Here is a 19,784-nt window from a genome sequence, read left to right as displayed (position 1 = left end):
GAGGGTAGGCGAAAAGGCACAGCAAGAGCAAACCGCCGCCTTAAGGCTCGCCTTGATCATGCCCCTCGCACATGGAACTCATCTGGCGAGGAGCGAATCCCCGAAGCAGGCAAGCAGGGCGGCCGGGCCGGGATATATCTGGACGCATCCAGCCTGCCTCAGCGAACTCTCGGTGAAGCCGCCGCACAGCACGCCGACGATCGCGATCTGCGCTTTCCTCGCCGCTTCGGCATCGTAGGGGGTGTCACCGATCGCCACCGCATCGTGGCCCTCAACCCCAAGCTTGTTCAGGACCGCTTCGAAAATGTCGGGAGCCGGCTTCGATTCCTGGACGTCGTCCGACGAGGTCGTCACGTCGACCAGGTCGCCGATGCCCGCGATCTCGAGATACTTGGAAAGCTCATCCTTCTTGGCGGAGGAGGCGACGGCGATCCGGACGCCGGCATCCTTCACGCGCCGCAACAGGTCGGGGACCGCCGAGAATGGGCGAACCAGCGGCAGATACTGGGACTTGAAGCGGTTGCTGCGCCATTCCTCCATCTCGTTGCCGTGGTCCCGCTGGGCTTCTTCGGACAGGAAGTGCGGAATGAGCTTGTCGCCGCCCTTACCAATCTGGCCTCTCGCCTGCTCGAAGCTGACATCGTGGCCGAATTTCACCATCGCGTCGTGCCAGGAGAGGGCGTGGAGATCGACCGAATCCAAGAGCGTCCCGTCTACGTCGAAAATTGCAGCTTTGGTCAATTCAGGATCCTCCTGAGCGTGAGCGGCCGATCTTCGCGTACCATTCGACGTAGGTTGTATTTTTGACCACGTGCCGGTTGAGATCCGGTGCGCCGTCTTCCCACCAGACGGGGCCTCTCTCACCTAGCTCGCGTTTTGCCTTGTCCACTGCCTGATGCGCAGCGGCCTCCGCCTTGGGGTCTGCGCTCCGCTTGGCGTCGCGGACCGCGCGACGAGCCTTCATCAGATGGCCGACGAGACAGGTCCGCTCCGCTTCACCGAGGGCAGGGTTGGCCATGCGCCACAACCTGCCGCGGACGACGAAGTAGCGACCGTCGGGCGTCACCGGATACTTCACGTTACATTAGGCCGACTTGCGCCGCGCCCCTGATGCTGGCTTCTTCGCCGCGGCTTCCTTAGCCGGCTTCTTGCCGGCGATCGGCATGAGCATCTCCTTCTGAGCCGCCGCAGCTTTCTTCGTCTTCTTGGCAGGCTTTTTCGGAGCCTCGGTCTTGGCTGCTGCGCCGCCGACGCTCTTGCGTAGCGCGTCCATCAGATCGACGACGTTCTCGCCTTTCGGCCGATCCTTCGGCACGATCGGCTCGCCGGCCCGCTTCTGGTTGATGAGCTCGATCAGCGCGCTTTCATAATGGTCCTCGAACTTCTCCGGCTCGAAGGTGCCGGCCTTCTGGTTCACGATGTGCCTGGCGAGATCGAGCATGTCCTTCGTCACTTTGACGTCTTGGATCTCGTCAAAGTATTCGTGCTCGCTGCGCACTTCGTAAGGATAGCGCAGCAGCGTGCCGACGAGACCTTTGTCCATCGGCTCGAGGGCGATGATGTGTTCGCGGTTGGTCAGCACCACCCGCCCGATAGCGACCTTGTTCATCTCTCGGATGGTCTCGCGGATGACCGCGAACGCGTCGTGGCCAACTTTGCCGTCCGGACGGATGTAGTAGGGGCGGATCAGGTAACGCGGATCGATCTCGGCCTTGTCGACGAACTCGTCTATCTCGATGGTGCGCGTGGATTCCAGCGCGATCTCCTCTAGCTCCTCCTTGGAGACCTCGATGAACTGGTCCTTCTCGAGCTGGTAGCCCTTCACGATGTCTTCGTTGGGGACCTCGTCGCCGGTGTCAGCGTCCACCTTCAGGTACTTGATGCGGTGGCCGGTCTGCCGGTTGAGCTGGTTGAACGAGATCTTCTCGCTCTCCGAGGTCGCCGGGTAGAGCGCCACCGGGCAGGTGACGAGGGACAGACGAAGGAAGCCTTTCCAGTTCGCGCGGGGGCCATGGGGTACGCAACGCTCCAGGATACGGGGACACGGACTCAAGACGAACGGGGCCGAGCGGTTCCGACACTGCCGCAGGCTTCCACCGCCAAATTGAGCCACTCCCGGTCAAGTGCCTGGCAGACGTGGCGGGCAGTCTTGACTCTTATGAACAAAATGAGAACATGCACCGATGACCCAGCCCATGGCAACCGGACCGGCCAGCTTCGACTTGGAGGACGCCGCCGACCAGGCGATTGTGGCCTGTGGGGGCGACGCTCGGGAAGCTCTCAAGGCGCTCATCATCGCGAATGGCTTCCTGGAGGCGCAGGTCGAAGAGCTGCGGGCTTCGATTTCTGCCGGCTATTCGCGCGGCCGGTTCGACGTACCGCGCGACCGGAAGGATTGGTACGACTGACATGCCCGCGGTGACCTACTATGTGGCTCTGCCGTTCCATCCTTCGGATGACGGTATCGCTGCCGGCGAGACCGTCGAATGCTTCAATCCCAACGCCGCCGTGGCGAAAGCCGAGGCGCTTTCGCGAAAGCCTGGCATTGTCGGCGCGGTGGCCTTCAGCCGCAGCGGGGATTCGGCTACAGGCGAATTCGGAGACGCAACCGTGATCCGCAAGTTCGGCGACGTGCCGGGAGACGAGCACCCTGTGAAGGGACGGGCGCAGAAGTGCTGCGCGGAGTCCCGCAAGGCAACTATCTTCCGCTCAGCGACAGACTCATTCGAGTGACAATGTTGTCCCAAGCGTGTTCTTCCTCTGCGGGATAGTCGATCAACACGCAATGGATCAGCCGCCCCGAGAAGTTGCAGCGGTTGTACCAAACCTTGTCGCCCCTGTAGCTGGAGACCGCAAAGAACCGTGGTGTCACTCGCTTGTACTGAATGCGTGAAGGCGGATGCTTTTTGGCGAGAAAGGCCGCGGGTGAATCGTTCTCGACGTTGGGCGCGGCCTGAATCGTGATGTCGGCGCGCCCGTCGGCGGTTCGGAACCGTTGCCCATAGCCGTCGGGTCGGCCAGCGTCTTCCGTGAAGATCGAAGATGGGAAATCCATCGAGGTGCCGGTCTGGGGAATGGTGTACTTGGTCCATCGCACCGGCTGCGCCGAGGCCATCGCTGTGGAGACGACAAGTGCCAATGCGAGAGCGCTCATCGATTTCATCGCACTTTCCTCCGACTACCACGGAGCAAAAAGCCGGAACGTCAATTACGTTCCAGACGCCTGTTACGATGGATTGGAAGCGCGCGAGCTAGTCGTGTTCTTCGTGGGGACCATTGGGATCGAACCTGGTCAGCTCGGTGTCGCCCGCAAGAAGCCGGCACCTCGAAAGTCGCCGTCATAGCTCCTCCGGTTCTTTGGCCGCGTTGTGTCAGGCAGCGCGCAGCGGGGGCGTTGGTCGGCGGAGCCGGCCGGCCTCCTCCGCCTGGCACCTCGGACACCTGAACTGGATTTCGCGTAGCGCGAAGGCAGACCTTTGGATGTTTGCCGCCATAGGCCATGCACCACATTGGGGACACTTCTCCAGCAGGGTCTCCGATTCTATCATCGCACCGCTCCTACCCGCGCCCACAACTCGCCAACGCGCGGAGACAACCCGCGTTCCGAACGGGTCCTGGACGAGACACGGAACGAATCAGCGCGACCGCGTTGAATCGGCATGTGTGCCGTGGCGTTGCGTCAGTCTCGTTCGGGAGTATCGCGTGTCCACGGCGCTATCAAAGTTGCTATCCCTGGTTACATCGAGCCGTGTGATCCCACGTTGCGCGAGAAGCCGCCTCGCGGCGGAGACTGGGTCTACGAGATCAAGGCCGACGGTTACCGCGCGCAACTACACCTCGAAGCTGGTGATATTAAAGTTTATTCGCGCACGGGCCTGGACTGGACCGAACAGTTCTTCTCGATCGCACCGAGTGCCGAGCTGCTCAAGGCACACAGCGCGATCATCGACGGCGAAGCGGTGGTATACGGCAGCGGCGGCCTGCCGGATTTCCAACAGCTCAGAAGAGAACTCGGCCGAAAGCGCAGCGCGCGTGTGCGGTACCACGCCTTCGATCTCCTGTACCTCGACGGCTACGACCTGCGCAGCGTCGTGTACGAAGATCGCAAGCTGCTGCTGCAGCGGCTTCTGAAGAACGCACCCGAGACGTTCATGTACGTCGAGGCGCTTGCGGGCGACGGCAACGTAATCTTCGAAAAAGGGTGCCAGCTGGGGCTAGAAGGCCTGATCGGCAAACGGCTAGGCGAGCCCTACCGCTCGGGGCGGCAGGAAAGTTGGATCAAGCTCAAGTGCAAGAAAAGCGAGACCTTTCCGATTGTCGCGTTCGTGGAGAAGCTAGGAGCGCGTCCCCGGAAAGTGGCGTCGCTCTACGTCGGCCGGCGCGAGAACGGCAAGCTGGTCTACGCCGGCAAGGTGCGTAGCGGCTATCTGCGCAATGGCCGCGGTACCACGGCCATCGGCACCTACTCCCCGCGTGCCCGGCAGGGATTTCCGATCGCCGCGCCCGTGACCTGGAAGCGCATCGAGAGCGGGATCGCGCCAGACGCCTTCACCATCGAGAGTCCATTCCGCGCCAAGTCGAGGAGGTGAACTATATGTCGGATGCATTCGATCAATGGATGGAATGGCGTCACAAACCTACCGGCGACAAGCGGAGCATTCCTGCCGAACTCTACGCCGCCGTGATGTCTTTGCCTGACGCCGATCGCTCCGACCGGTAGAGGGTGAACGAGGCTGTCCGCGACCATGACGAGGCTCGCCGCGAGGGAAGAACCGTATGGCTCTACCTGGACGACTATCAGGACGGCAGAACGCGCACGATAGGCGAGCCCGGATGGATAAAGGTGTTTGCGTCTGCCGATACGGCCGACAGGTGGTTCAAGGAAAACGACCCTGAAGGCGTTGCTTGGGAATACGAAGTGGATGGCGGTCCAGCCGAAGGATCGGTCTGGCTCTACTCGCCGGACCCGGACTCCCGAGACGTTTCCGCTCAAAATCCGGGGGGCGGCGATCTATAAGCGAGTAAAGCTCCAGACAGCGTCATGAGCTTTGGTGATGGCCCCCCAGCCCTTGCCCCGGCGCTGCCGTCGCGCTTCAGGAGACCGCGATTTTCCTGGATCGATTACTACGTATGCCGAACGTTCAGCTATTTCGGGCGGCGTAATCGGAGTCCGCTGATCTCGAGCTTCGAGCTGCGCGGGCTCCAATTGGTACCTAGCGGTCCCGAGACTTAGCTCGGGAGCTTGCCCGGGAGCCTTCTATTTCTCTTCTGACAAAACCGGCGAAGTGTCCCACCAAGAGCTTTGTCGGCTTTATCTGTTTCGAATGCGGCTGCAGGCGGCTAAGAGGCTACTGCAGCAGAACCGGCAGATTGAGCGGGCCGCGGAAACCGAATCCGTGCCAACGCACACTCACTGGATCAGGCAAGGTCATTTTAGGGAAACGCTCGAACAGCAGCGGTAGGAGGATGTCCCCCACAGTTCGCCGCGAAAGGTGCGCGCCCGCGCAATGATGCGGGCCATTCCCAAACGCCTGGTGAGGGTTGGGTTCGCGAAGGGCGTTATAGTTTTCACCGTCTTGGAAGACCTCCTCGTCCCGGTTGGCGGAGGCCTGGATTGTCATAACGGTTTCGCCCTTCGGGATGAAGTAGTCCCGAATCTCCGTGTCCTCCATTACAAGCCGTGAACTGGCCTGGATCGGCGCCACCCATCGGATTCCTTCCTCGAAGGCTGCGCGCCATTTGCCCTCTGCGCGCACGGCCTCAAGCTGATCGGGGTTGGTCAAAAGGCCGTAGAGGACCGTCAGCAGAGCGTCGCGCGGCTCGTTGATGCCCCCGCCAATCGCGATTTTCACGTTGGCGATCATCTGGCTTTCCGGAATCGGATTCTTTGCATTCACCATGAAGGAAAGGGCGGAGGAGTCCGGCTCGGCTCGCACCCGTTCAGCATTGGCCCGGATGCATCTATCCATCTCCGCGTTGGCGATGTCGGTTGCTTGGAAAGGGCCGGGCGTCCAGCCGAAATTGCCGGCACCGTCAATCAGCATCTGCGACCACCGCTGCATGTCCTCATCGCTCGCATCCGGAACGCCCATTGCATGCGCCAGCATCCGTGCAGCAAGGGGCCCCGCGAGCGCTGGAAACAGATCAACAACCTCGCCGCGCGGCAAACGGTCGAGATACCCTTCCGCGAGGTCCGCATATAGCGCCGCCCAGACGGATTCAATTGTCTTCGGCATCAAGGCGGGCATCATAGCCATGCGTTCGCTCCGGTGCTCCTCGTGGTCCTTCCGCATTAGCGTATGCGCAAGAAAGGCTCGCTTCATCGGCGTGTTCGGGTCATTGGAGCTGAACAAGGTTGGATTGTCTTTGACGTACTTAGTGTCAGCGGCCTTGGTGAGAAACGTGCGGCCCACTGACTTGACCCGCAACACGGGCGCTTGGCGCCTCAAGCGCTTGTAGATTGGATAGGGATCGCGAACGAGGTCCGCGATGGTGATCGTCTCGTCCATGGGGCTCGATCGGTCTGTCACGTAGGTCATCCGTCGTCCACTCCCTAGTATGAGCCAAGGCAAGCGCAATGGGCTAAACTATCATCAGCGCGGATTCGTTCACGGACAACGGCAATCGATAGGCTTGTCTGTCGAAAAAGGCCGAAGCGCTGAGGCGATTTCAAGAGGTGTGAGGGGCGCCTATCAAGCTGTGACACTGAGCTTCTTCCGCCAAAGGAGCGCTTCGGCGAACGGATGTCTGCGCACACTGCGAGACCGCGTCTGGACGCCTGGATTCGTCCTGTTTGCAATGCGCGATCGCTTCTGAGCACGTCGCTGCGGAGGCCGGCGAGGGAACAGGCAGGCGACGAAAACAGCAGCGGTCAGTATTCGCATGGGGAGCAAATCCCGGCTGTGGTGCGATCGATGTATCGTAACCAGAGCACCGGGGTCGCGGGGAAATTCCTATTTTACCGGCGGGCGCAGCGGGCTATCCGCCCACTTGCGGGCCGTTGGGTCCTGCAGCGGGTCATCGGCGCAACTGGTGCAGACGTACCGCAGCTTCCGGTCGCCGATTTCATCGCGCACAGCCTTCATCGGCCTGCCGCAAGCCGGGCACGCCTTCCGGACCGGATCGGACACTGGCATCTGGTTTTCCCCCGCTATGGCAGTCTACGTCCGCCGCCACCGCGATCTCAAGACGGTTGCGGAGAGTTGCATGGGCTTGCCGACGCTTCTTGACTCCAAGACCGCGGGTTACTCGACTCGAGGCAGTGATTGCGTCGGGGGGCGTGATGGGGCAGGAGTTTTATGAAAGCCTCGCGCAGCGGGTCCGTGTCATCGCCGAAAAGGCCAATCCGTCCACCCGACGTCGTCTGCTGGGTCTCGCCATGCGATACGACGCCAAGGGAGGCCCTTGGGCGATCTGGAGCAGTTGACGGCGGCTGCCGGTCCCGGGCACCCCGCTCGCTTCCATCTTCTCCGGACCGAGCGGGGCCTGACCAGGCCTTCGACAGCGGGCCGCTCCGTCGCAACCCTATCTCCGCGTGAAGCTTGCCAGCTAATGCTCGAGGAAGAAACGCAGCATCTCCCTGGTCGCGTCCGGCCCGCGCGGATCCGTGTAGGACCCGGCAGGACTGCCTCCTGACCAGGCGTGGGCGGCCCCGTGGACGCTCCAGTGCTCGGACGTGCCCAAGCCACCTTCGTCGGTGAAGATCGCGCGGGTATACGCGTGTCCCTCAGGTACTCGCCCGCGAAGAATCTTCGTCCTCACGCTCGCATCTTCGCCCGGCCAACGGAGAATCCGGTCAGCATTGCTGGGATGCACCGTGGTGTCGCGATCGCCATGGAAGACGATGGTCGGCACCGACGCGCCAGCCGTCTCGATCGGTCCAGCGCTGCCCTGCCGCATAGCGGCCAGTGCGGACGGAAGGTCGCTGGCAGCCCCGCAGGCTAGGCCGGAGTGGACGCCGACGGCGGCGTATAGGTCGGGGTACGTCGCGCCCATGATGGCCGCGGCGGCCCCGCCGGCCGACAGGCCTGCGACGTAGACGCGCTTGCGATCGATAGGATGCTCCCGCATGATCTGGCGGGTGATGCCAGCGATCAGCGAAGGCTCGCCGCCATCCCGCCGCTGGTCCCCCGTGCGAAACCAGTTCCAGCATTTCGCATGGTTGGCTCCGCGTGGCTGCTCCGGATAGACAACGAAGCATTCCCGCTCCTCCGCCAGAAAATTCATCCGGGTGCCGGCGGCGAAATCGTCTGGAGACTGGGTGCAGCCGTGAAGCATGACGATGAGGGGACGTGCTCCTCCTTCCGCGCGGCTCGGAATGAACAGCTTGTACATCCGGCTTCCCGCCGCGTTGCTGAAGGTGGCAGCGACGAACCTTGTGCCGTCCGGTGCAATATCCACCTTGGACAGTGGAGCGCGCCCGACCGGACCTGGCAGGCTGAAACCGGAAAGATCTTTAATGCCGCCGAAGGGCGCGGGGCCTTTGTGTCGTTTGGCAGGCCTGGCTTGCGTGGACGGCCCGCTCTCCCTCTCCTCGACGACATTGGCCTTCAGTTCGAGTGTCGACGGCTCGAGCCTCGCACGCTCGACAGGCACAGCATTTCCCCTTGTCGCTGCGGGGCCGCCATCGCCGCGCAGCATTCGCTGCAGCAGTGCAGTGGCTTCGACCAGTTGGCCGGCACGTGTGAGGCGGGTCGCTTCGCGGACCATGTCTGGATTCAGCATCGGTTCACCTCGTTCGGTCGGCGAGAGCGGCCTTGACTGCGGGGCTGGCATGAAGGGCTCCGAGCACCGAGACCGAGGCAATTGTGGCGCGTGCCAGCTCAGGCGTGACGTCCTGGTCGATGGTCGCCAAGCCGAGGACGTTGATGTGCAGCATCTCGCCGTCGCGCCGCGCCCTCTCGAGATCGACGCGGGCATAGTTACGCAGCCCCAGGTCCAGACTTTTACGGACCGTCGATTGCTTGACCACCTCCGCGTGCCGCTCGAGCTGGTTGCGGATCGCCGTCCGGATGAAATCGGTGCGGTTCGAATAAAATCCTTCCTGCACCATGAGATCGACCTGGCCGAGGTCCACATAGCCCAGGTTGATCGTGATCTTCTCCGTATCCGGGGTCCGGGGTCGCAGTTCGCGTACATTGTCGGTCAACGGGTACATCCATTTTGACCATCCAAATGGATGGCGGTTGGATGGTAAATGGAAATTCACGGAAGAATTTCAAGGCGGCAGGCAAACATCTCCCGCCGCCGCGCTTTCGGGACGGGATCCCGCTGCCGTTTCGCGAACCTTCCCAGGGTAGGTTTGTCCGGCCGTGAGGTCTAACCGACTGAAATCAACTGAGGGCTCGTTGGGCGCGTGCTATCATCGCGGCTACAGGAGGAAGACACATGTCCACTTCCAAGAAGCGATTAGCACCCGATGATTTTCCGGTGACTGCCGAAGGACAAAAGATCAAGAAGCAAGATGGCGAGCCCATCGCCACTACGGAGGATCATGAAACCGCTGCCGATCTGGCCGAGCGCATCAACGACGACGAAGCGCGCCGTGAGGAGGACAAATGGTCGGCCTGAGCGGCTTCTCTCAGTCCTCCAGCAGCGTGTCGATCAGCTTCAGCAATTGCTGGCGCTCTGGACCCCCGGCGCCACTACGCAGGAATTGGCCGATATCCGTATAGGTGACTTGGCCACCTGAGCTGATGTTGGGCTGGTGCTTCACGACGGGCGTATTCGTCCGCGGATCTCGCGTCAGCGCCCAGACGTCACCATTGCTGCTTTCGTAGAGAACTCGCTCGGTCATACCGACCAATCGAGCGGGCGATCATCCGTTCCAGATTGTCCGAAGGCAGGTGCGAGCATCTGTGTCGATTTCTCGCTCGACGCGGAGCGGTCGCGGCGCCATGTGGCCAGCAACACGAACTCGTAATTCGGCCTGACCTACAGCAGCTTCAAGCACGAATCGACACTGCGGCCGGCCGCGGCATCAGAGCAGTTCCGCAAGCATGTGCGCCGCGCGTGCTGCGCCGCCGCTTTCGACCGGTTTAGAGAACGTCGGCTCGGTCAGGGCTCGGATAGTCGCTTCAGCAATCATCTCGCGCGTTGAGTCCGCATAGTTCATCCGCCGGCCAGCGCCATAGCGATCAAGTCGATATGCCACATGGTAGGTCTGCTCGAAATGATTCTGCAGCGGGAAATAGATGAAGGGGGTGCCGGCCGCTGTCAGCTCCATGCACGTGGTAAGTCCGCCCTGAACGATGGCCAGGTCGCAGGCTGCGAGATGTCGGTCCAGGTCGGCTACGAATGATCGAACTTCAACGCCGACCGGAGCGTTCAATGTCGCCGGATCAATCCGGGGACCGGCGATCACGATCATGCGCAATCCCGGTATCCTGGACCGTACCAGCGGATAACTCTCCAAAACGCGCCGGATGAGCGGCGCACCGACGCCTGAACCGCCCACCGTGACGATGCAGACGCGCTCGCCGTCCCGGTAGCCGAGCCGTCGTCGAAGCTCGGCGCGCGGCCCGAATGTCTGGGGGTGTTCACCGAGAATGTAACCCGCGAACTCGAAGTGCTTGGGCACCCAGTCCGGCATTTCGGGCAGGTCCCTCCCAAATGACCGAGGAATGACGTCGTCCGGGTTTCCGACAAAGATCGCGCGATCACGCACGCCGGGATGCCGTTCGACATGCTCGATCATTTCGGCATTGTAATCGGTTGTCAGGAATGCCTCGTGTTCGCCACCCGATGGCATCGGAACGAACCCGACGAAGTCAGTGAACCACACCAGCGGTGCTCGTTTCAGTTCGGGATGCTCGTGCCAGTAGTGATCGATGTCCCACGCCTCGTCGGCAATCACGAGGTCATAGCGCAACTCCTCGACGGCATCCTGAAATGTCATGAAGTTAGCAATCAGCACTTCGTCCATTCGGCGAATCGCCTGAAAGGCATGCAGCTCATGTTCGCCACATTCCATTTCGATATGACGGGTTTCACTGGCCAGGCGGCCGCTGAGCGGATGAACGGTCTCGCCACTCGCTTCGAGCAACCGGGTGACCGGATCCTGTGCCAGCCAGTCGACCTGCAGATCAGGAAGCACGTTACGCAACTCCCGCGTGATGGCGATGTCCCGCCGGGCGTGGCCGAGCCCGATAGGGGAGGACAAGTAGAGGACGCGCTTCGGCCCTGACCGCGCAGGAGTCCGCTTAGGCCGAGCAACCAGGCCGAGCCGGCGCTGGAGAAATTCTGTAATCAGGGTGTTGCACTTCGCCGGAAAGCGACCTAGCGGATTGTGGCCTCCTCCCTCGATCGTCGTTAACTCCGCACCTGTCAGGCCGGCTACGATTTGTGCCCGGGCATAGGGCTGGATTTGATCGTCGTTGCCATGGATCATCAAGACCGGGCAGGTGATCTTGCGATACATGGCCTCGCTCACATCGAAAGCTGGCGGCATCGTCCGCGCGTTCACCGTCCTGGCAAGGATGGACCCCGTAGTCTCGCTGGCCCAACCAACGGCATCCTCAATTTGCTTGGTCGAATGTGGCTCGGAGAAGATGGAGCCGACGAAGTAAGCCGCGAAATCCTGATAGTTCGAGAGCCAGTAGGCGCCGTTGTATTTGTCCCAATCCTTGAATTCCGCGCGCTCGGCCTGAAAGTGGTCCGGCGTCATGTAAGGATAGGCGGGCCCTACGCTGGCCGATGTGCCGACCAGGATCGCGGCCTTGACTCGTTCTGCATGGTGAGCCGCGATCACAGATGCGATCATCCCACCGAGCGAGAGGCCGACGAGAATGGCAGTACCAACTCGTGCCGCATCCATGACGGCAAGTGCATCTGCGACGTAGTTGTCCAGCGTATATGCCGCCACGTCGTCTGGCCGATCGGATCGGCCATTGCCACGGCTGTCATAAGTGACGCAGCGGAAACGCTCGCTGAACCACGGCAATTGCGCTTTGTAAACCCGCGAATGAACGATGCTCCACGGGGGCACGAAGACGATAGTCTCCGCGCCGCTGCCGTAGATTTCGTAGTGAAGCTTCACACCGTTACGTTCAACTATTCCTTCGAAAGCCGGAAGTTTGGCGCGCATGTCAGCACCTCATTTTCGGTGAGCAGTCTCCAGGATGCGAATAAGATCACCAAAGCGCCGAAGAGCCGGCCGGACAGGAACGCCTTTCTTTTCCAGTCCGAGCAGGTAGTGGCTCTCCGCGCCGATAAAGGCGTGGGCGACCAACGCGGCGACCTCGTCGGCCGTGAAGGGGCCGAGACCGCCGAATTCGCGCTCGGCCCGGCGCGCGAGGTCTGTGATCAGCTTCATCCAGCCCATGATGCCGGCCTGGACCACTTTCGCCACGGGGCCGTCACCCCAGCTGGCAGCCATCAGCTCCTGCAGCACGCGAACGTATCCCGAGGCTATGTCCTCGTCGAGATAGTCGCAGGCTCGGTCCCACTGCTCGGACAGCTTTAAGGCGGAATCTCGGAACAGTGCGTTCTGGCGGTCGAGCAGCTGCGAGTTGAGGTACTCGAACAGCGCCAGCATCATCCCTTGTTTGGATCCGAAATGATAATGGATCTGGCTGAGTGGGACACCAGCCGCCGCAGCAACATCGCGGGTGGACAGCTTGGCGTATCCCTTTTGCCTGAGCACCCTCTTTGCGGCCTCCAGCACTACCGTTCTGGTGTCTGCCTTCCGGCCGTTTCGCGGCATTCTGTCCCCACCTTCCTTGACTACAGTTCGGTCGATCGGCCGAATGTCGGGCGCCCCGTGGTCACAGTCAACAAGAGACAGCCTACTTGACTCCGCGCATCATCAGCACATAATTCGGCCGACCGACCGAATTTATATCTGACCTTTGTTCAGCTCGAAAGCCAGAGAAGGACTAAGTCATGCGCGCAGTGGACAATGACAGACTTGGCGCCCTCGTCGGAAAGATGCTGGGGGACTTGGGCGGGGCCTTTAGTGTGCCGACGGCTGGGATCGGCTTCCGTCTCGGCCTGTTCGACGCATTGCACCGGGACGGCCCCGCGACTGCTTCTGAACTCGCACAGCGAACCGGCCTGACCGAAAGGTGCGTCCGTGAATGGGCCTTTGCACAGGCCGCTAACGGCTACATCACCCTCGACAAGACAGACCAGCGGTTCAGTCTGACACCTGAACAGGCAATGATCTTTGCCGTAAAGGACAGTCCCGTCTACTTGGAAGGCGCTTTCGACCTTGCGGCGGCGATGGTGGAAGGGCGAACGATGGTCGAATCCGCATTCAGGAACGGAAACGGCGTCGCTTGGGGTGAAAGCTCGGGCTGCCTGTTCTGTGCTGTTGGCTCCTTCTTTCGTCCGGGCTATGTCAACAACATCGTGCAGTCTTGGCTACCAGCGCTGGACGGCATGCCCAAGAAGCTCTCCGAGGGTATTAAGGTAGCCGACATCGGATGCGGGGTCGGCTTTTCAACCTTGCTGATGGCGAAGGCGTTCCCGCAGAGCATATTCGTCGGCTACGACTTCCATGCGCCGTCCATCGAGCAGGCGAACGCACACGCCATGGCCCATGGTCTCGCCGACCGCGTCCGCTTCGTGACCGCGCGCGCCAAGGATATCGCTGAGCGAGACTTCGATCTCGTCACCATGTTCGACTGCCTGCACGACATGGGTGATCCCCGGGGCTGCGCCAGGCATGTGCGGAGCATGCTTAAGCCCGGTGGTTCCTGGATGATCGTCGAGCCGATTGCCGCGGATGATCCGGCCGACAACGTCGGCAATCCGGTCAGCCGTCTCTACTATAATGCATCGACGATGATCTGCGTGCCGACCTCGATGGCCCAAGAAGTCCGCGAAGCACTCGGCGCTCAGGCCGGAGAGGCAAAGCTCACCGAGGTGCTGAAGGAAGGTGGCTTCCGTCAGGTCCGTCGCGCCACCCAGGGTCCGTTCAATATGGTGCTGGAAGCGAGGCCATGAAAACGTGGTCGGCACCTTGCAGGCGCGCCGCCCCCAATTCCTTGGTCGGTCCTTTCTGTTCCTAAGTTGGTCGGCTTCCGACCCATCTGTGGCCTCTGAGGCGATCCGCTCTTCGGCAGATGCTGACGGCAAACCGGACATCAGAGGTCTAGCCGCTTAATGCGTACGCACCTTAGTTAGAGCCCGGGGCGGCTCTCGCCACGCTGCTCCGCTTCAGAGCACATAATTCCGCACTCTCGGGGCCTCGCAAGTACACTCCCGCCGATCTGCTCCAGCCTGTCGACCGATGTCTCGCCCTGCTGGCGGCTTCGAGGATCATGGACGCGAGTGGTGCGGGCAGAGCTCTCGTTGCGTGACACGCTCTCGCACACCTCGTCGAGGACTGCGCGTAAAAACGCGGTGGTTTCAGCATGGAATATTGGAAGGTCTCCCCAGCGAAAGCAGCATTCTGTCCGAAACCGCCCGGCCGGACGCAAGTTACGGTCAACGAAAAATTCTGCAGGGGCGAGAATGAGCGTGGCCCCGTCTTTTGGGGGCTGGGGGGCTTGAGGGCGGAGCCACGCAGGCCGTGCATTCGCGCGGGCCCGCCACATCAACCGTATCCGGCCGAGCCCGCTCCACTGCTTGAGGCAAAGTCGGCGCGCAGCGAAGGACCTACGGCTCGAAGGGCCGCAGGGGGCCGTCGGCCAAGTTTCGACCGATCGGGTTGCGCAGCGGTCGCCGTCGCAGTCTGCTCAAGCGCATTGCAGAATCGTTTCTGCGCACCCGGGCGGCCTGGCGGGAGGGCCTCTGCCGGTGATTTTAGCCTCACCAGCGAGGATTTGAGGTCGTAGACGGGTGCGGCATCGCACTTCGCCTGAACGAGGGCCTAGCAGCCTGAGAGGGGGTAGGGGAAGGCGCTGCGCCTTGCACCGGCAACGAGCTGCCGCTTAGGCGACGCTTCTTCGACAGCCCCCCGGAGGCGAGTGAGTTCTGACCACGCCAGCGCGGCGGTGATCCATCTCTGCCGCTCTGCGCCGTTGGCTTCGGCGGCAAGCTTCATCGCCGCGACGTCGCGCTTGGGGTCGTACTCGAGATCCATGGATACAAATAGTTGAAGATCGTAAACGATCACGCACCGGTGGGACCGTAGCAATCCGGGGTCGGCGCCATATGGGGATCCTGTCTAGCCGTCCGGAGATGCCGGCCCCGATCCGCCCCCATTCATAGGCGCGGACCTCCGGAGCGCTCGCGATCGAGGCCCTGCGCGAGCCTCCCGCGACGGGATCCAACTGCACCGACACTCCCGAAAAGCCCGTGAATTGCTTGTCTTTCAGATATCTCGTGACCGGCTCGCCCCGTATTGTAGGGGCTCAGGGCCTACCTGGTCGCCTCACCATGAGAAGAGATGTTTCAAAACGCAGCGGATCTGGCCGCGATGGCCGAGGCGTTAGGCCGATCGGGTGACTACCGGGTCCTCCGGCGCCTGGTGCCGCGTCCGAGGTCGATGGCGGTCTCCGGACAGGAAACGAGGATCGGCATCCTGCTCGATACCGAAACCACCGGCCTCGACCACCGCAAGGACGAAGTCATCGAACTCGGCATGGTCAAGTTCGGCTACACGCCGGACGGGCGCATCATTGATGTCAGGGACACGTTCTCCGCCTTCAATGAGCCGTCCGAGCCGATCCCAGCCGAGATCACGGCGCTTACCGGCATCACCGACGAAATGGTGGCCGGCCACAGGATCGACGAGGTCGCCGTGAACGCCTTCGTCGACGATTCCGTGGTCCTGGTCATCGCGCATAACAGTGGATTCGATAGGAAGTTTTCCGAACGCTACTGGCCCGTCTTCGAGCGGAAGGCGTGGGCATGCTCAGCGACCGAGGTCCAGTGGCGGCAGCAGGGCTTCGATGGAGCGAAGCTTGGCTACCTTCTGAATGGCGCCGGCTATTTCCACCAGGCGCACCGCGCGGTTGACGACTGTCACGCGCTGCTCGAGATCTTGGACTTCGACCTACCAACGACCGGCGCGCCCGCGCTCGCCGTCCTGCTCGAGACCGCACGACAGAAGACCATCCGGATCTGGGCCGAACAGTCGCCGTTCGAACTAAAGGATTCGCTGAAGCGGCGCGGCTATCGCTGGAGCGACGGCACGGACGGTCGGCCAAAGTCCTGGTACGTCGACGTCTGCGAGTCCGCGCTCGACGCGGAGCTCGCATTTCTCCGGTCAGAGATCTATCTCCGCGACGTGGAGCCGCGGCTGCAGACGCTGACCGCTTTCACGCGCTTCTCCAGCCGGATCTGAGACCGGCAGCTCGGGAAGAAGCCGCCGCCTGCGCATCAGCGCCCGAGACGCTTCTCGACCCGCTTGCGGGAATTGCCGACTTTCTTGACCGCCTTCTTGACCGCGGGCGCGGACCGTCCGGTCTTCTTCGCCTCATAGCCGACTTCGTGCTTCTGCCCGCCTGCGACGCTCGCCCGGTCCTGCTTACGTCCTCGCGCAGTCTTCTTCTTCGCGGCTGCCATCAAGTCCTCCTTCTGCGAATCTAATGGCAGTGCAACGTTGTAAGGATTCGCAGGTTCCGCAACGGCCCCTCTATCCGAGCGCGACGGCGGGCGGCAACCGGGATGGACCGGCCTGCATCGGCGTAACTCGACAGGTGTATCTAGCACCTCCTGTCGCGGCTGCTTCGATGCTTTCCAAGAGTGGTCGCGCCAAGTCGAACCAAACGAATGATGTCGTCAAGAGGCAGCACTGTTCGGCGTCATGAGGCGAGGACGCAGACCTCGCGCAGTACGCGACGGCGCCAGCTGCCATCTTGTAGTTGCCCTGAGGACCCTTCCACCCAAGCCGACCGGACCGGGAAAAATTGGAACTTCTCGGACCAGCACCTGTTGTGCCGTGCCACTATTGGAGGACGACATGAACAATAAATTTCTTCTTGTGCTGACGGCGGCCTCGCTACTCGCCGGCCCGTCGTTTGCGCAAAAGCCGCCGGCTGCCGATCGGCCCAACAATAATGCGGTCAACAGTTCCGGCCAGAACAATTCCAGCAAGCCGGTTGCAGGCGCCAACAGCTTCACCGAGGGCCAGGCCAAATCCAAGATCGAGGACGCGGGCTACACGAACGTCACATCGCTGAAGAAGGACGACAACGGCGTTTGGCGCGGAAAGGCCAGTAAAGGCGGCGCCTCATCCAATGTGAGCCTGGATTTCCAGGGCAACGTCAACGCGGCCAAATAACTTCGCGCAGCAGCGAAGATTTAGAGGGATTCAAGATGACCATTACGATTTCACGTCTCTACGACAACTATTCCGATGCGCAGCGCGCGGTGACGAGCCTGGAGGCCGCGGGCGTGCCGCATTCGGATTTGAGCATCGTCGCGAACAATTCGGACAACTGGTACAGCACCGACAAGAAGGTCGATCGCGATCGCGATGGGGTTGACGATCGGGCGGAAGGCGCGGCTACGGGAGCGGGCCTCGGCGCAGGTCTTGGTGGCGCGGCCGGCTTGCTCGCGGGCCTTGGTTTGTTGGCTATCCCCGGCCTCGGTCCGGTAGTGGCGGCCGGATGGCTCGCGTCCACCGCGCTCGGCGCCGTTGCCGGCGGCGCGACGGGCGGAGTCGTCGGGGCGTTGACGCAGGCTGGCGTATCCGACGAGGAAGCACCACTCTACGCCGAAGGTGTGAGGCGCGGCGGCACGCTGGTTTCGGCTCGTGTGCCGGATGCGGACCGCGCGCGATACGAAGCGATCCTGAACCAGTCCGCCGTCAATTTGCGCGACCGAAGCGCAGCCTGGCAGAAGGCCGGGTGGAAGAGCTACGATCCCTCCGCCAAACCTTACGGCGCGGAGGAGGTCCGCAGAGAGCGCCAACTCTACGGCACCGGAATGCGATGAATAACCGGCGGCCCGCACACCAGGCGGGCCGCCATTTCTTGCGCACGATTGCCCATCATCGAACTCAGGAGCCGAAAATGAGCCGCGGAATGCCATCGATGACCGCCCTCCTGGGTATGCTTGCGATCGCCGGTTACCAAAATAGGGACAAGCTGGCGGACATGTTTCGCAATGCTACCTCCGGTCAGCCGGCGGGTGCCAAGGATTCCCTGAGCGGCATGCTCGGCAATCTTGGTGGCCTTGTGGGAGGCGGTGGCGTGGGTTCGCTGCTGAATGGCGGGATCGGCGAATTGCTCGAGCACTTCAAGCAGAACGGACAGGGCGACGCGGCTCAATCCTGGATCAATCAGGGGCCAAACCGCGAAGTCACCCCGCCCGAACTCCAGCAGGCTATCGGTCCGGATGTTCTTCAAAAGCTGGAGCAGCAGACCGGCCTGTCGCAGCAGGAGATCCTCGACCGCTTGTCGCGAGAACTTCCGACGGCCGTGGACAAATACACGCCGGACGGACGCCTTCCGGCGCAATCCGCGGGATAACACTCCTCAAGACTCGAGAAAAGATATGAGCATCATCTGGACGATCATCATCGGTTTCATCGCAGGCGTCATCGCGAAGTTCATCATGCCTGGCGACAACGAGCCCTCGGGTTTCATCCTGACCACGATCCTGGGAATAGTAGGCGCGTTCGTTGCGACCTATCTTGGTCAGGCTCTCGGCTGGTATCGGCCCGGAGAAGGCGCAGGACTAGTGGGGGCGGTCGTAGGCGCCATCATCGTGCTTCTCGTCTACGCTTTTGTGGCCGGTCGCAGCCGCCGGGCCATCTAACCACCGTGAACGGAATTCTTTGCGTTAGCGGTGAATGCCCGGTGTGAAAGGTGATCGGCAAGATGAAATGGATGCTCGTTGTCCTGGTAGGAGGCATGACACCGGTCAACACCGACCTGGTGTTCGACAAATTCGCCGATTGCCTTGCCGCCGAGGAGCAGATGCGGAAACACTACACCGACGCCTTCGAGGTCTGGGACCGATGGGCCGCGGCCAATATCGAGCGAAGACGCGAATACTCAAAGGTGCGCGACCTCCAGGCCAAACGCCTGCTCAGCAATATCGGTACGTGCGTTCCTCATGCGGGCGGCGACCCCGCGGCGCCTCAGCAGCAGAGCGATCCAACACCTCCTCAAACTCCTCAAGCCGCACCTACGCCGCAGCCAAGTCCGAAAACGTGAGGTCTGACCGTTCGGAGCCGGGCGGTCGCGAACCAATGTTGCTGCTGCTTGCGAATCGCTTTTCACCGCCGACGGTAGGCTGAGCTCCGGCTTAGTGTGCGAGCGCGCGAGTGGAGGGAAGCTGACCCTTTTGAGACCCCTTAATGCACCCGAACAGGCCTGGGGCCTCCTCGCTTTGCCGCGCCTGACGCCGAAGCTTCTGTGGCCCATCACCTCTGTCGTCGATGCTTTAGCAGTTTTTGCATATCTTTTTCACGGTCTGGTCGACTTTGCTGTTCTCCTGATCGATCTTGGCGTCACTATCGTGTTGATCAGTGGTCGTCGGCCGACCGATGCCGCCCGCGGCGGCCCCTTGGGTATTGGCAGCAGGCGTTCCGGATGAAGCTGCGGTTCCGGCAGCATTGGTGCCGGGGCTTGCGGCATTCGTGCTGTTTCCATTGACCGCTCCCTGATTGAGCCCTGATTGAGGAGTAGGAGTACCATTGGCGATACCGGTTATCGCATTGGTGGTGCCGGTGGTTGGATTGGTATTTGCATTCGGGGCAGTAGCCGACGGGCTTGCCGTTCCGCCCGAGTTCGCAGCGCCTGCGGCTCCTGTAGCGGACGGAGATGCTGCAGTCGAACCCCCTGCAGTCGAACCCCCTGCACCTGGAGACGACGACGCACCGCCAGCGCTTCCACCGGCAGATCCGCCGGCACCACCAATGCGATAACCGGTATCGCCAATGG

23 protein-coding genes and 1 pseudogene are annotated in these 19,784 nt (G+C 61.8%); 12 read left to right on the top strand and 12 right to left on the bottom strand.

Annotated elements, in window-relative coordinates; all coding sequences use genetic code 11:
- Nucleotides 1-78 precede the first annotated feature (78 nt).
- The 3 genes from IVB48_RS06535 to IVB48_RS06525 are packed head-to-tail and all read right to left on the bottom strand — an operon-like array spanning nucleotide 79 to nucleotide 2,032.
- A complete protein-coding gene (locus tag IVB48_RS06535) occupies nucleotides 79-741 on the bottom strand; it encodes an HAD family hydrolase (protein WP_247398660.1) in 663 nt (220 codons plus the stop codon).
- Between the two features lies 1 nt (nucleotide 742).
- Nucleotides 743-1,078: a hypothetical protein gene (locus IVB48_RS06530; protein ID WP_247398659.1), complete on the bottom strand. Its 336-nt coding sequence runs from the start codon at nucleotides 1,076-1,078 to the stop codon at nucleotides 743-745.
- Between the two features lie 6 nt (nucleotides 1,079-1,084).
- Nucleotides 1,085-2,032: a Ku protein gene (locus IVB48_RS06525; RefSeq protein WP_247398866.1), complete on the bottom strand. Its 948-nt coding sequence runs from the start codon at nucleotides 2,030-2,032 to the stop codon at nucleotides 1,085-1,087.
- A gap of 151 nt (nucleotides 2,033-2,183) precedes the next feature.
- Here IVB48_RS06525 and IVB48_RS06520 point away from each other — a divergent pair, with 151 nt between their 5' ends.
- Both IVB48_RS06520 and IVB48_RS06515 read left to right on the top strand, forming a co-directional pair.
- Nucleotides 2,184-2,408, top strand: a complete 225-nt coding sequence (locus IVB48_RS06520; protein ID WP_247398658.1) for a hypothetical protein — start codon at nucleotides 2,184-2,186, stop codon at nucleotides 2,406-2,408.
- Between the two features lies 1 nt (nucleotide 2,409).
- Nucleotides 2,410-2,643 (top strand): annotated as a pseudogene (locus IVB48_RS06515) (hypothetical protein); the annotation flags it as partial.
- A 55-nt stretch (nucleotides 2,644-2,698) separates the two neighbouring features.
- Here IVB48_RS06515 and IVB48_RS06510 read toward each other — a convergent pair.
- The gene (locus tag IVB48_RS06510; RefSeq protein WP_247398657.1) at nucleotides 2,699-3,163 is read right to left on the bottom strand and encodes a hypothetical protein; all 465 of its coding nucleotides are present in this window, start codon (nucleotides 3,161-3,163) and stop codon (nucleotides 2,699-2,701) included.
- 598 nt (nucleotides 3,164-3,761) lie between these two features.
- On the opposite strand from IVB48_RS06510, the gene IVB48_RS06505 reads away from it, so the two are divergent.
- Together IVB48_RS06505 and IVB48_RS41115 are read left to right on the top strand one after the other, a co-directional pair.
- Nucleotides 3,762-4,589 (top strand): hypothetical protein, encoded by an 828-nt coding sequence (locus IVB48_RS06505; protein WP_247398656.1) that lies wholly within the window; start codon nucleotides 3,762-3,764, stop codon nucleotides 4,587-4,589.
- Nucleotides 4,590-4,594: 5 nt separating this feature from the next.
- Nucleotides 4,595-4,720 (top strand): hypothetical protein, encoded by a 126-nt coding sequence (locus IVB48_RS41115; protein ID WP_256468871.1) that lies wholly within the window; start codon nucleotides 4,595-4,597, stop codon nucleotides 4,718-4,720.
- Nucleotides 4,721-5,348: 628 nt separating this feature from the next.
- Here the strand turns inward: IVB48_RS41115 and IVB48_RS06500 are convergent.
- The 3 genes from IVB48_RS06500 to IVB48_RS06480 all read right to left on the bottom strand — a co-directional run bounded on the left by IVB48_RS06500 (nucleotide 5,349) and on the right by IVB48_RS06480 (nucleotide 9,157).
- Entirely contained in the window at nucleotides 5,349-6,539 is a 1,191-nt protein-coding gene (locus IVB48_RS06500) for a cytochrome P450 (RefSeq protein WP_247398653.1), read from the bottom strand.
- Nucleotides 6,540-7,548: 1,009 nt separating this feature from the next.
- Nucleotides 7,549-8,724: a PHB depolymerase family esterase gene (locus IVB48_RS06485; protein WP_247398627.1), complete on the bottom strand. Its 1,176-nt coding sequence runs from the start codon at nucleotides 8,722-8,724 to the stop codon at nucleotides 7,549-7,551.
- A gap of 4 nt (nucleotides 8,725-8,728) precedes the next feature.
- Nucleotides 8,729-9,157 (bottom strand): CopG family transcriptional regulator, encoded by a 429-nt coding sequence (locus tag IVB48_RS06480; RefSeq protein ID WP_247398624.1) that lies wholly within the window; start codon nucleotides 9,155-9,157, stop codon nucleotides 8,729-8,731.
- A gap of 230 nt (nucleotides 9,158-9,387) precedes the next feature.
- Between IVB48_RS06480 and IVB48_RS06475 the strand changes: the two genes are divergently transcribed.
- The gene (locus IVB48_RS06475; protein WP_027568297.1) at nucleotides 9,388-9,570 is read left to right on the top strand and encodes a hypothetical protein; all 183 of its coding nucleotides are present in this window, start codon (nucleotides 9,388-9,390) and stop codon (nucleotides 9,568-9,570) included.
- 10 nt (nucleotides 9,571-9,580) lie between these two features.
- Here the strand turns inward: IVB48_RS06475 and IVB48_RS06470 are convergent, their stop codons facing one another.
- The 3 genes from IVB48_RS06470 to IVB48_RS06460 form a co-directional block, all read right to left on the bottom strand.
- On the bottom strand, nucleotides 9,581-9,796 hold the full coding sequence (locus tag IVB48_RS06470; protein ID WP_027568298.1) for a hypothetical protein: 216 nt from the start codon (nucleotides 9,794-9,796) through the stop codon (nucleotides 9,581-9,583).
- A 183-nt stretch (nucleotides 9,797-9,979) separates the two neighbouring features.
- Nucleotides 9,980-12,085, bottom strand: a complete 2,106-nt coding sequence (locus IVB48_RS06465; protein ID WP_247398621.1) for an alpha/beta hydrolase — start codon at nucleotides 12,083-12,085, stop codon at nucleotides 9,980-9,982.
- Nucleotides 12,086-12,094: 9 nt separating this feature from the next.
- The gene (locus tag IVB48_RS06460) at nucleotides 12,095-12,703 is read right to left on the bottom strand and encodes a TetR/AcrR family transcriptional regulator (RefSeq protein WP_035961606.1); all 609 of its coding nucleotides are present in this window, start codon (nucleotides 12,701-12,703) and stop codon (nucleotides 12,095-12,097) included.
- Between the two features lie 179 nt (nucleotides 12,704-12,882).
- On the opposite strand from IVB48_RS06460, the gene IVB48_RS06455 reads away from it, so the two are divergent.
- Both IVB48_RS06455 and IVB48_RS06450 read left to right on the top strand, forming a co-directional pair.
- Nucleotides 12,883-13,947 (top strand): class I SAM-dependent methyltransferase, encoded by a 1,065-nt coding sequence (locus IVB48_RS06455; RefSeq protein ID WP_027568301.1) that lies wholly within the window; start codon nucleotides 12,883-12,885, stop codon nucleotides 13,945-13,947.
- Nucleotides 13,948-15,334: 1,387 nt separating this feature from the next.
- Nucleotides 15,335-16,234, top strand: coding sequence for a 3'-5' exonuclease (locus tag IVB48_RS06450; RefSeq protein WP_247398618.1), 900 nt, complete (start codon nucleotides 15,335-15,337; stop codon nucleotides 16,232-16,234).
- Between the two features lie 35 nt (nucleotides 16,235-16,269).
- Here the strand turns inward: IVB48_RS06450 and IVB48_RS06445 are convergent, their stop codons facing one another.
- A complete protein-coding gene (locus tag IVB48_RS06445; protein WP_063994485.1) occupies nucleotides 16,270-16,455 on the bottom strand; it encodes a DUF3606 domain-containing protein in 186 nt (61 codons plus the stop codon).
- Between the two features lie 397 nt (nucleotides 16,456-16,852).
- On the opposite strand from IVB48_RS06445, the gene IVB48_RS06440 reads away from it, so the two are divergent.
- From IVB48_RS06440 to IVB48_RS06420, 5 genes are all read left to right on the top strand, one after another.
- Nucleotides 16,853-17,173, top strand: coding sequence for a PepSY domain-containing protein (locus tag IVB48_RS06440; RefSeq protein WP_247398616.1), 321 nt, complete (start codon nucleotides 16,853-16,855; stop codon nucleotides 17,171-17,173).
- Between the two features lie 35 nt (nucleotides 17,174-17,208).
- Nucleotides 17,209-17,829, top strand: a complete 621-nt coding sequence (locus tag IVB48_RS06435) for a general stress protein (RefSeq protein WP_247392913.1) — start codon at nucleotides 17,209-17,211, stop codon at nucleotides 17,827-17,829.
- Between the two features lie 77 nt (nucleotides 17,830-17,906).
- Nucleotides 17,907-18,365: a YidB family protein gene (locus IVB48_RS06430; protein WP_231190556.1), complete on the top strand. Its 459-nt coding sequence runs from the start codon at nucleotides 17,907-17,909 to the stop codon at nucleotides 18,363-18,365.
- 25 nt (nucleotides 18,366-18,390) lie between these two features.
- Entirely contained in the window at nucleotides 18,391-18,654 is a 264-nt protein-coding gene (locus tag IVB48_RS06425; protein WP_027568307.1) for a GlsB/YeaQ/YmgE family stress response membrane protein, read from the top strand.
- 62 nt (nucleotides 18,655-18,716) lie between these two features.
- Nucleotides 18,717-19,055 (top strand): hypothetical protein, encoded by a 339-nt coding sequence (locus IVB48_RS06420; protein ID WP_249803189.1) that lies wholly within the window; start codon nucleotides 18,717-18,719, stop codon nucleotides 19,053-19,055.
- Between the two features lie 229 nt (nucleotides 19,056-19,284).
- On the opposite strand, the gene IVB48_RS06415 is transcribed toward IVB48_RS06420, so the two are convergent.
- Nucleotides 19,285-19,784, bottom strand: a 500-nt coding sequence (locus tag IVB48_RS06415) for a hypothetical protein (protein ID WP_247398613.1), incomplete at its 5' end; no start/stop codon positions are given.

This window comes from Bradyrhizobium sp. 76 (genome assembly GCF_023073025.1).
GTDB lineage: Bacteria > Pseudomonadota > Alphaproteobacteria > Rhizobiales > Xanthobacteraceae > Bradyrhizobium.
This window is presented reverse-complemented; position numbering and strand designations above follow the sequence as displayed.

What these genes read in the sequence shown, in the direction of transcription:
- IVB48_RS06460 (WP_035961606.1), bottom strand. Translation starts at nt 12,703, where the DNA reads ATGCCGCGAAACGGCCGGAAGGCAGACACCAGAACGGTAGTGCTGGAG.
- IVB48_RS06475 (WP_027568297.1), top strand. Translation starts at nt 9,388, where the DNA reads ATGTCCACTTCCAAGAAGCGATTAGCACCCGATGATTTTCCGGTGACT.
- IVB48_RS06480 (WP_247398624.1), bottom strand. Translation starts at nt 9,157, where the DNA reads ATGTACCCGTTGACCGACAATGTACGCGAACTGCGACCCCGGACCCCG.
- IVB48_RS06420 (WP_249803189.1), top strand. Translation starts at nt 18,717, where the DNA reads ATGAAATGGATGCTCGTTGTCCTGGTAGGAGGCATGACACCGGTCAAC.
- IVB48_RS06440 (WP_247398616.1), top strand. Translation starts at nt 16,853, where the DNA reads ATGAACAATAAATTTCTTCTTGTGCTGACGGCGGCCTCGCTACTCGCC.
- IVB48_RS06435 (WP_247392913.1), top strand. Translation starts at nt 17,209, where the DNA reads ATGACCATTACGATTTCACGTCTCTACGACAACTATTCCGATGCGCAG.
- IVB48_RS06470 (WP_027568298.1), bottom strand. Translation starts at nt 9,796, where the DNA reads ATGACCGAGCGAGTTCTCTACGAAAGCAGCAATGGTGACGTCTGGGCG.
- IVB48_RS06425 (WP_027568307.1), top strand. Translation starts at nt 18,391, where the DNA reads ATGAGCATCATCTGGACGATCATCATCGGTTTCATCGCAGGCGTCATC.
- IVB48_RS06465 (WP_247398621.1), bottom strand. Translation starts at nt 12,085, where the DNA reads ATGCGCGCCAAACTTCCGGCTTTCGAAGGAATAGTTGAACGTAACGGT.
- IVB48_RS41115 (WP_256468871.1), top strand. Translation starts at nt 4,595, where the DNA reads ATGTCGGATGCATTCGATCAATGGATGGAATGGCGTCACAAACCTACC.
- IVB48_RS06485 (WP_247398627.1), bottom strand. Translation starts at nt 8,724, where the DNA reads ATGCTGAATCCAGACATGGTCCGCGAAGCGACCCGCCTCACACGTGCC.
- IVB48_RS06510 (WP_247398657.1), bottom strand. Translation starts at nt 3,163, where the DNA reads ATGAAATCGATGAGCGCTCTCGCATTGGCACTTGTCGTCTCCACAGCG.
- IVB48_RS06430 (WP_231190556.1), top strand. Translation starts at nt 17,907, where the DNA reads ATGAGCCGCGGAATGCCATCGATGACCGCCCTCCTGGGTATGCTTGCG.
- IVB48_RS06445 (WP_063994485.1), bottom strand. Translation starts at nt 16,455, where the DNA reads ATGGCAGCCGCGAAGAAGAAGACTGCGCGAGGACGTAAGCAGGACCGG.
- IVB48_RS06500 (WP_247398653.1), bottom strand. Translation starts at nt 6,539, where the DNA reads ATGACCTACGTGACAGACCGATCGAGCCCCATGGACGAGACGATCACC.
- IVB48_RS06520 (WP_247398658.1), top strand. Translation starts at nt 2,184, where the DNA reads ATGACCCAGCCCATGGCAACCGGACCGGCCAGCTTCGACTTGGAGGAC.
- IVB48_RS06450 (WP_247398618.1), top strand. Translation starts at nt 15,335, where the DNA reads ATGTTTCAAAACGCAGCGGATCTGGCCGCGATGGCCGAGGCGTTAGGC.
- IVB48_RS06455 (WP_027568301.1), top strand. Translation starts at nt 12,883, where the DNA reads ATGCGCGCAGTGGACAATGACAGACTTGGCGCCCTCGTCGGAAAGATG.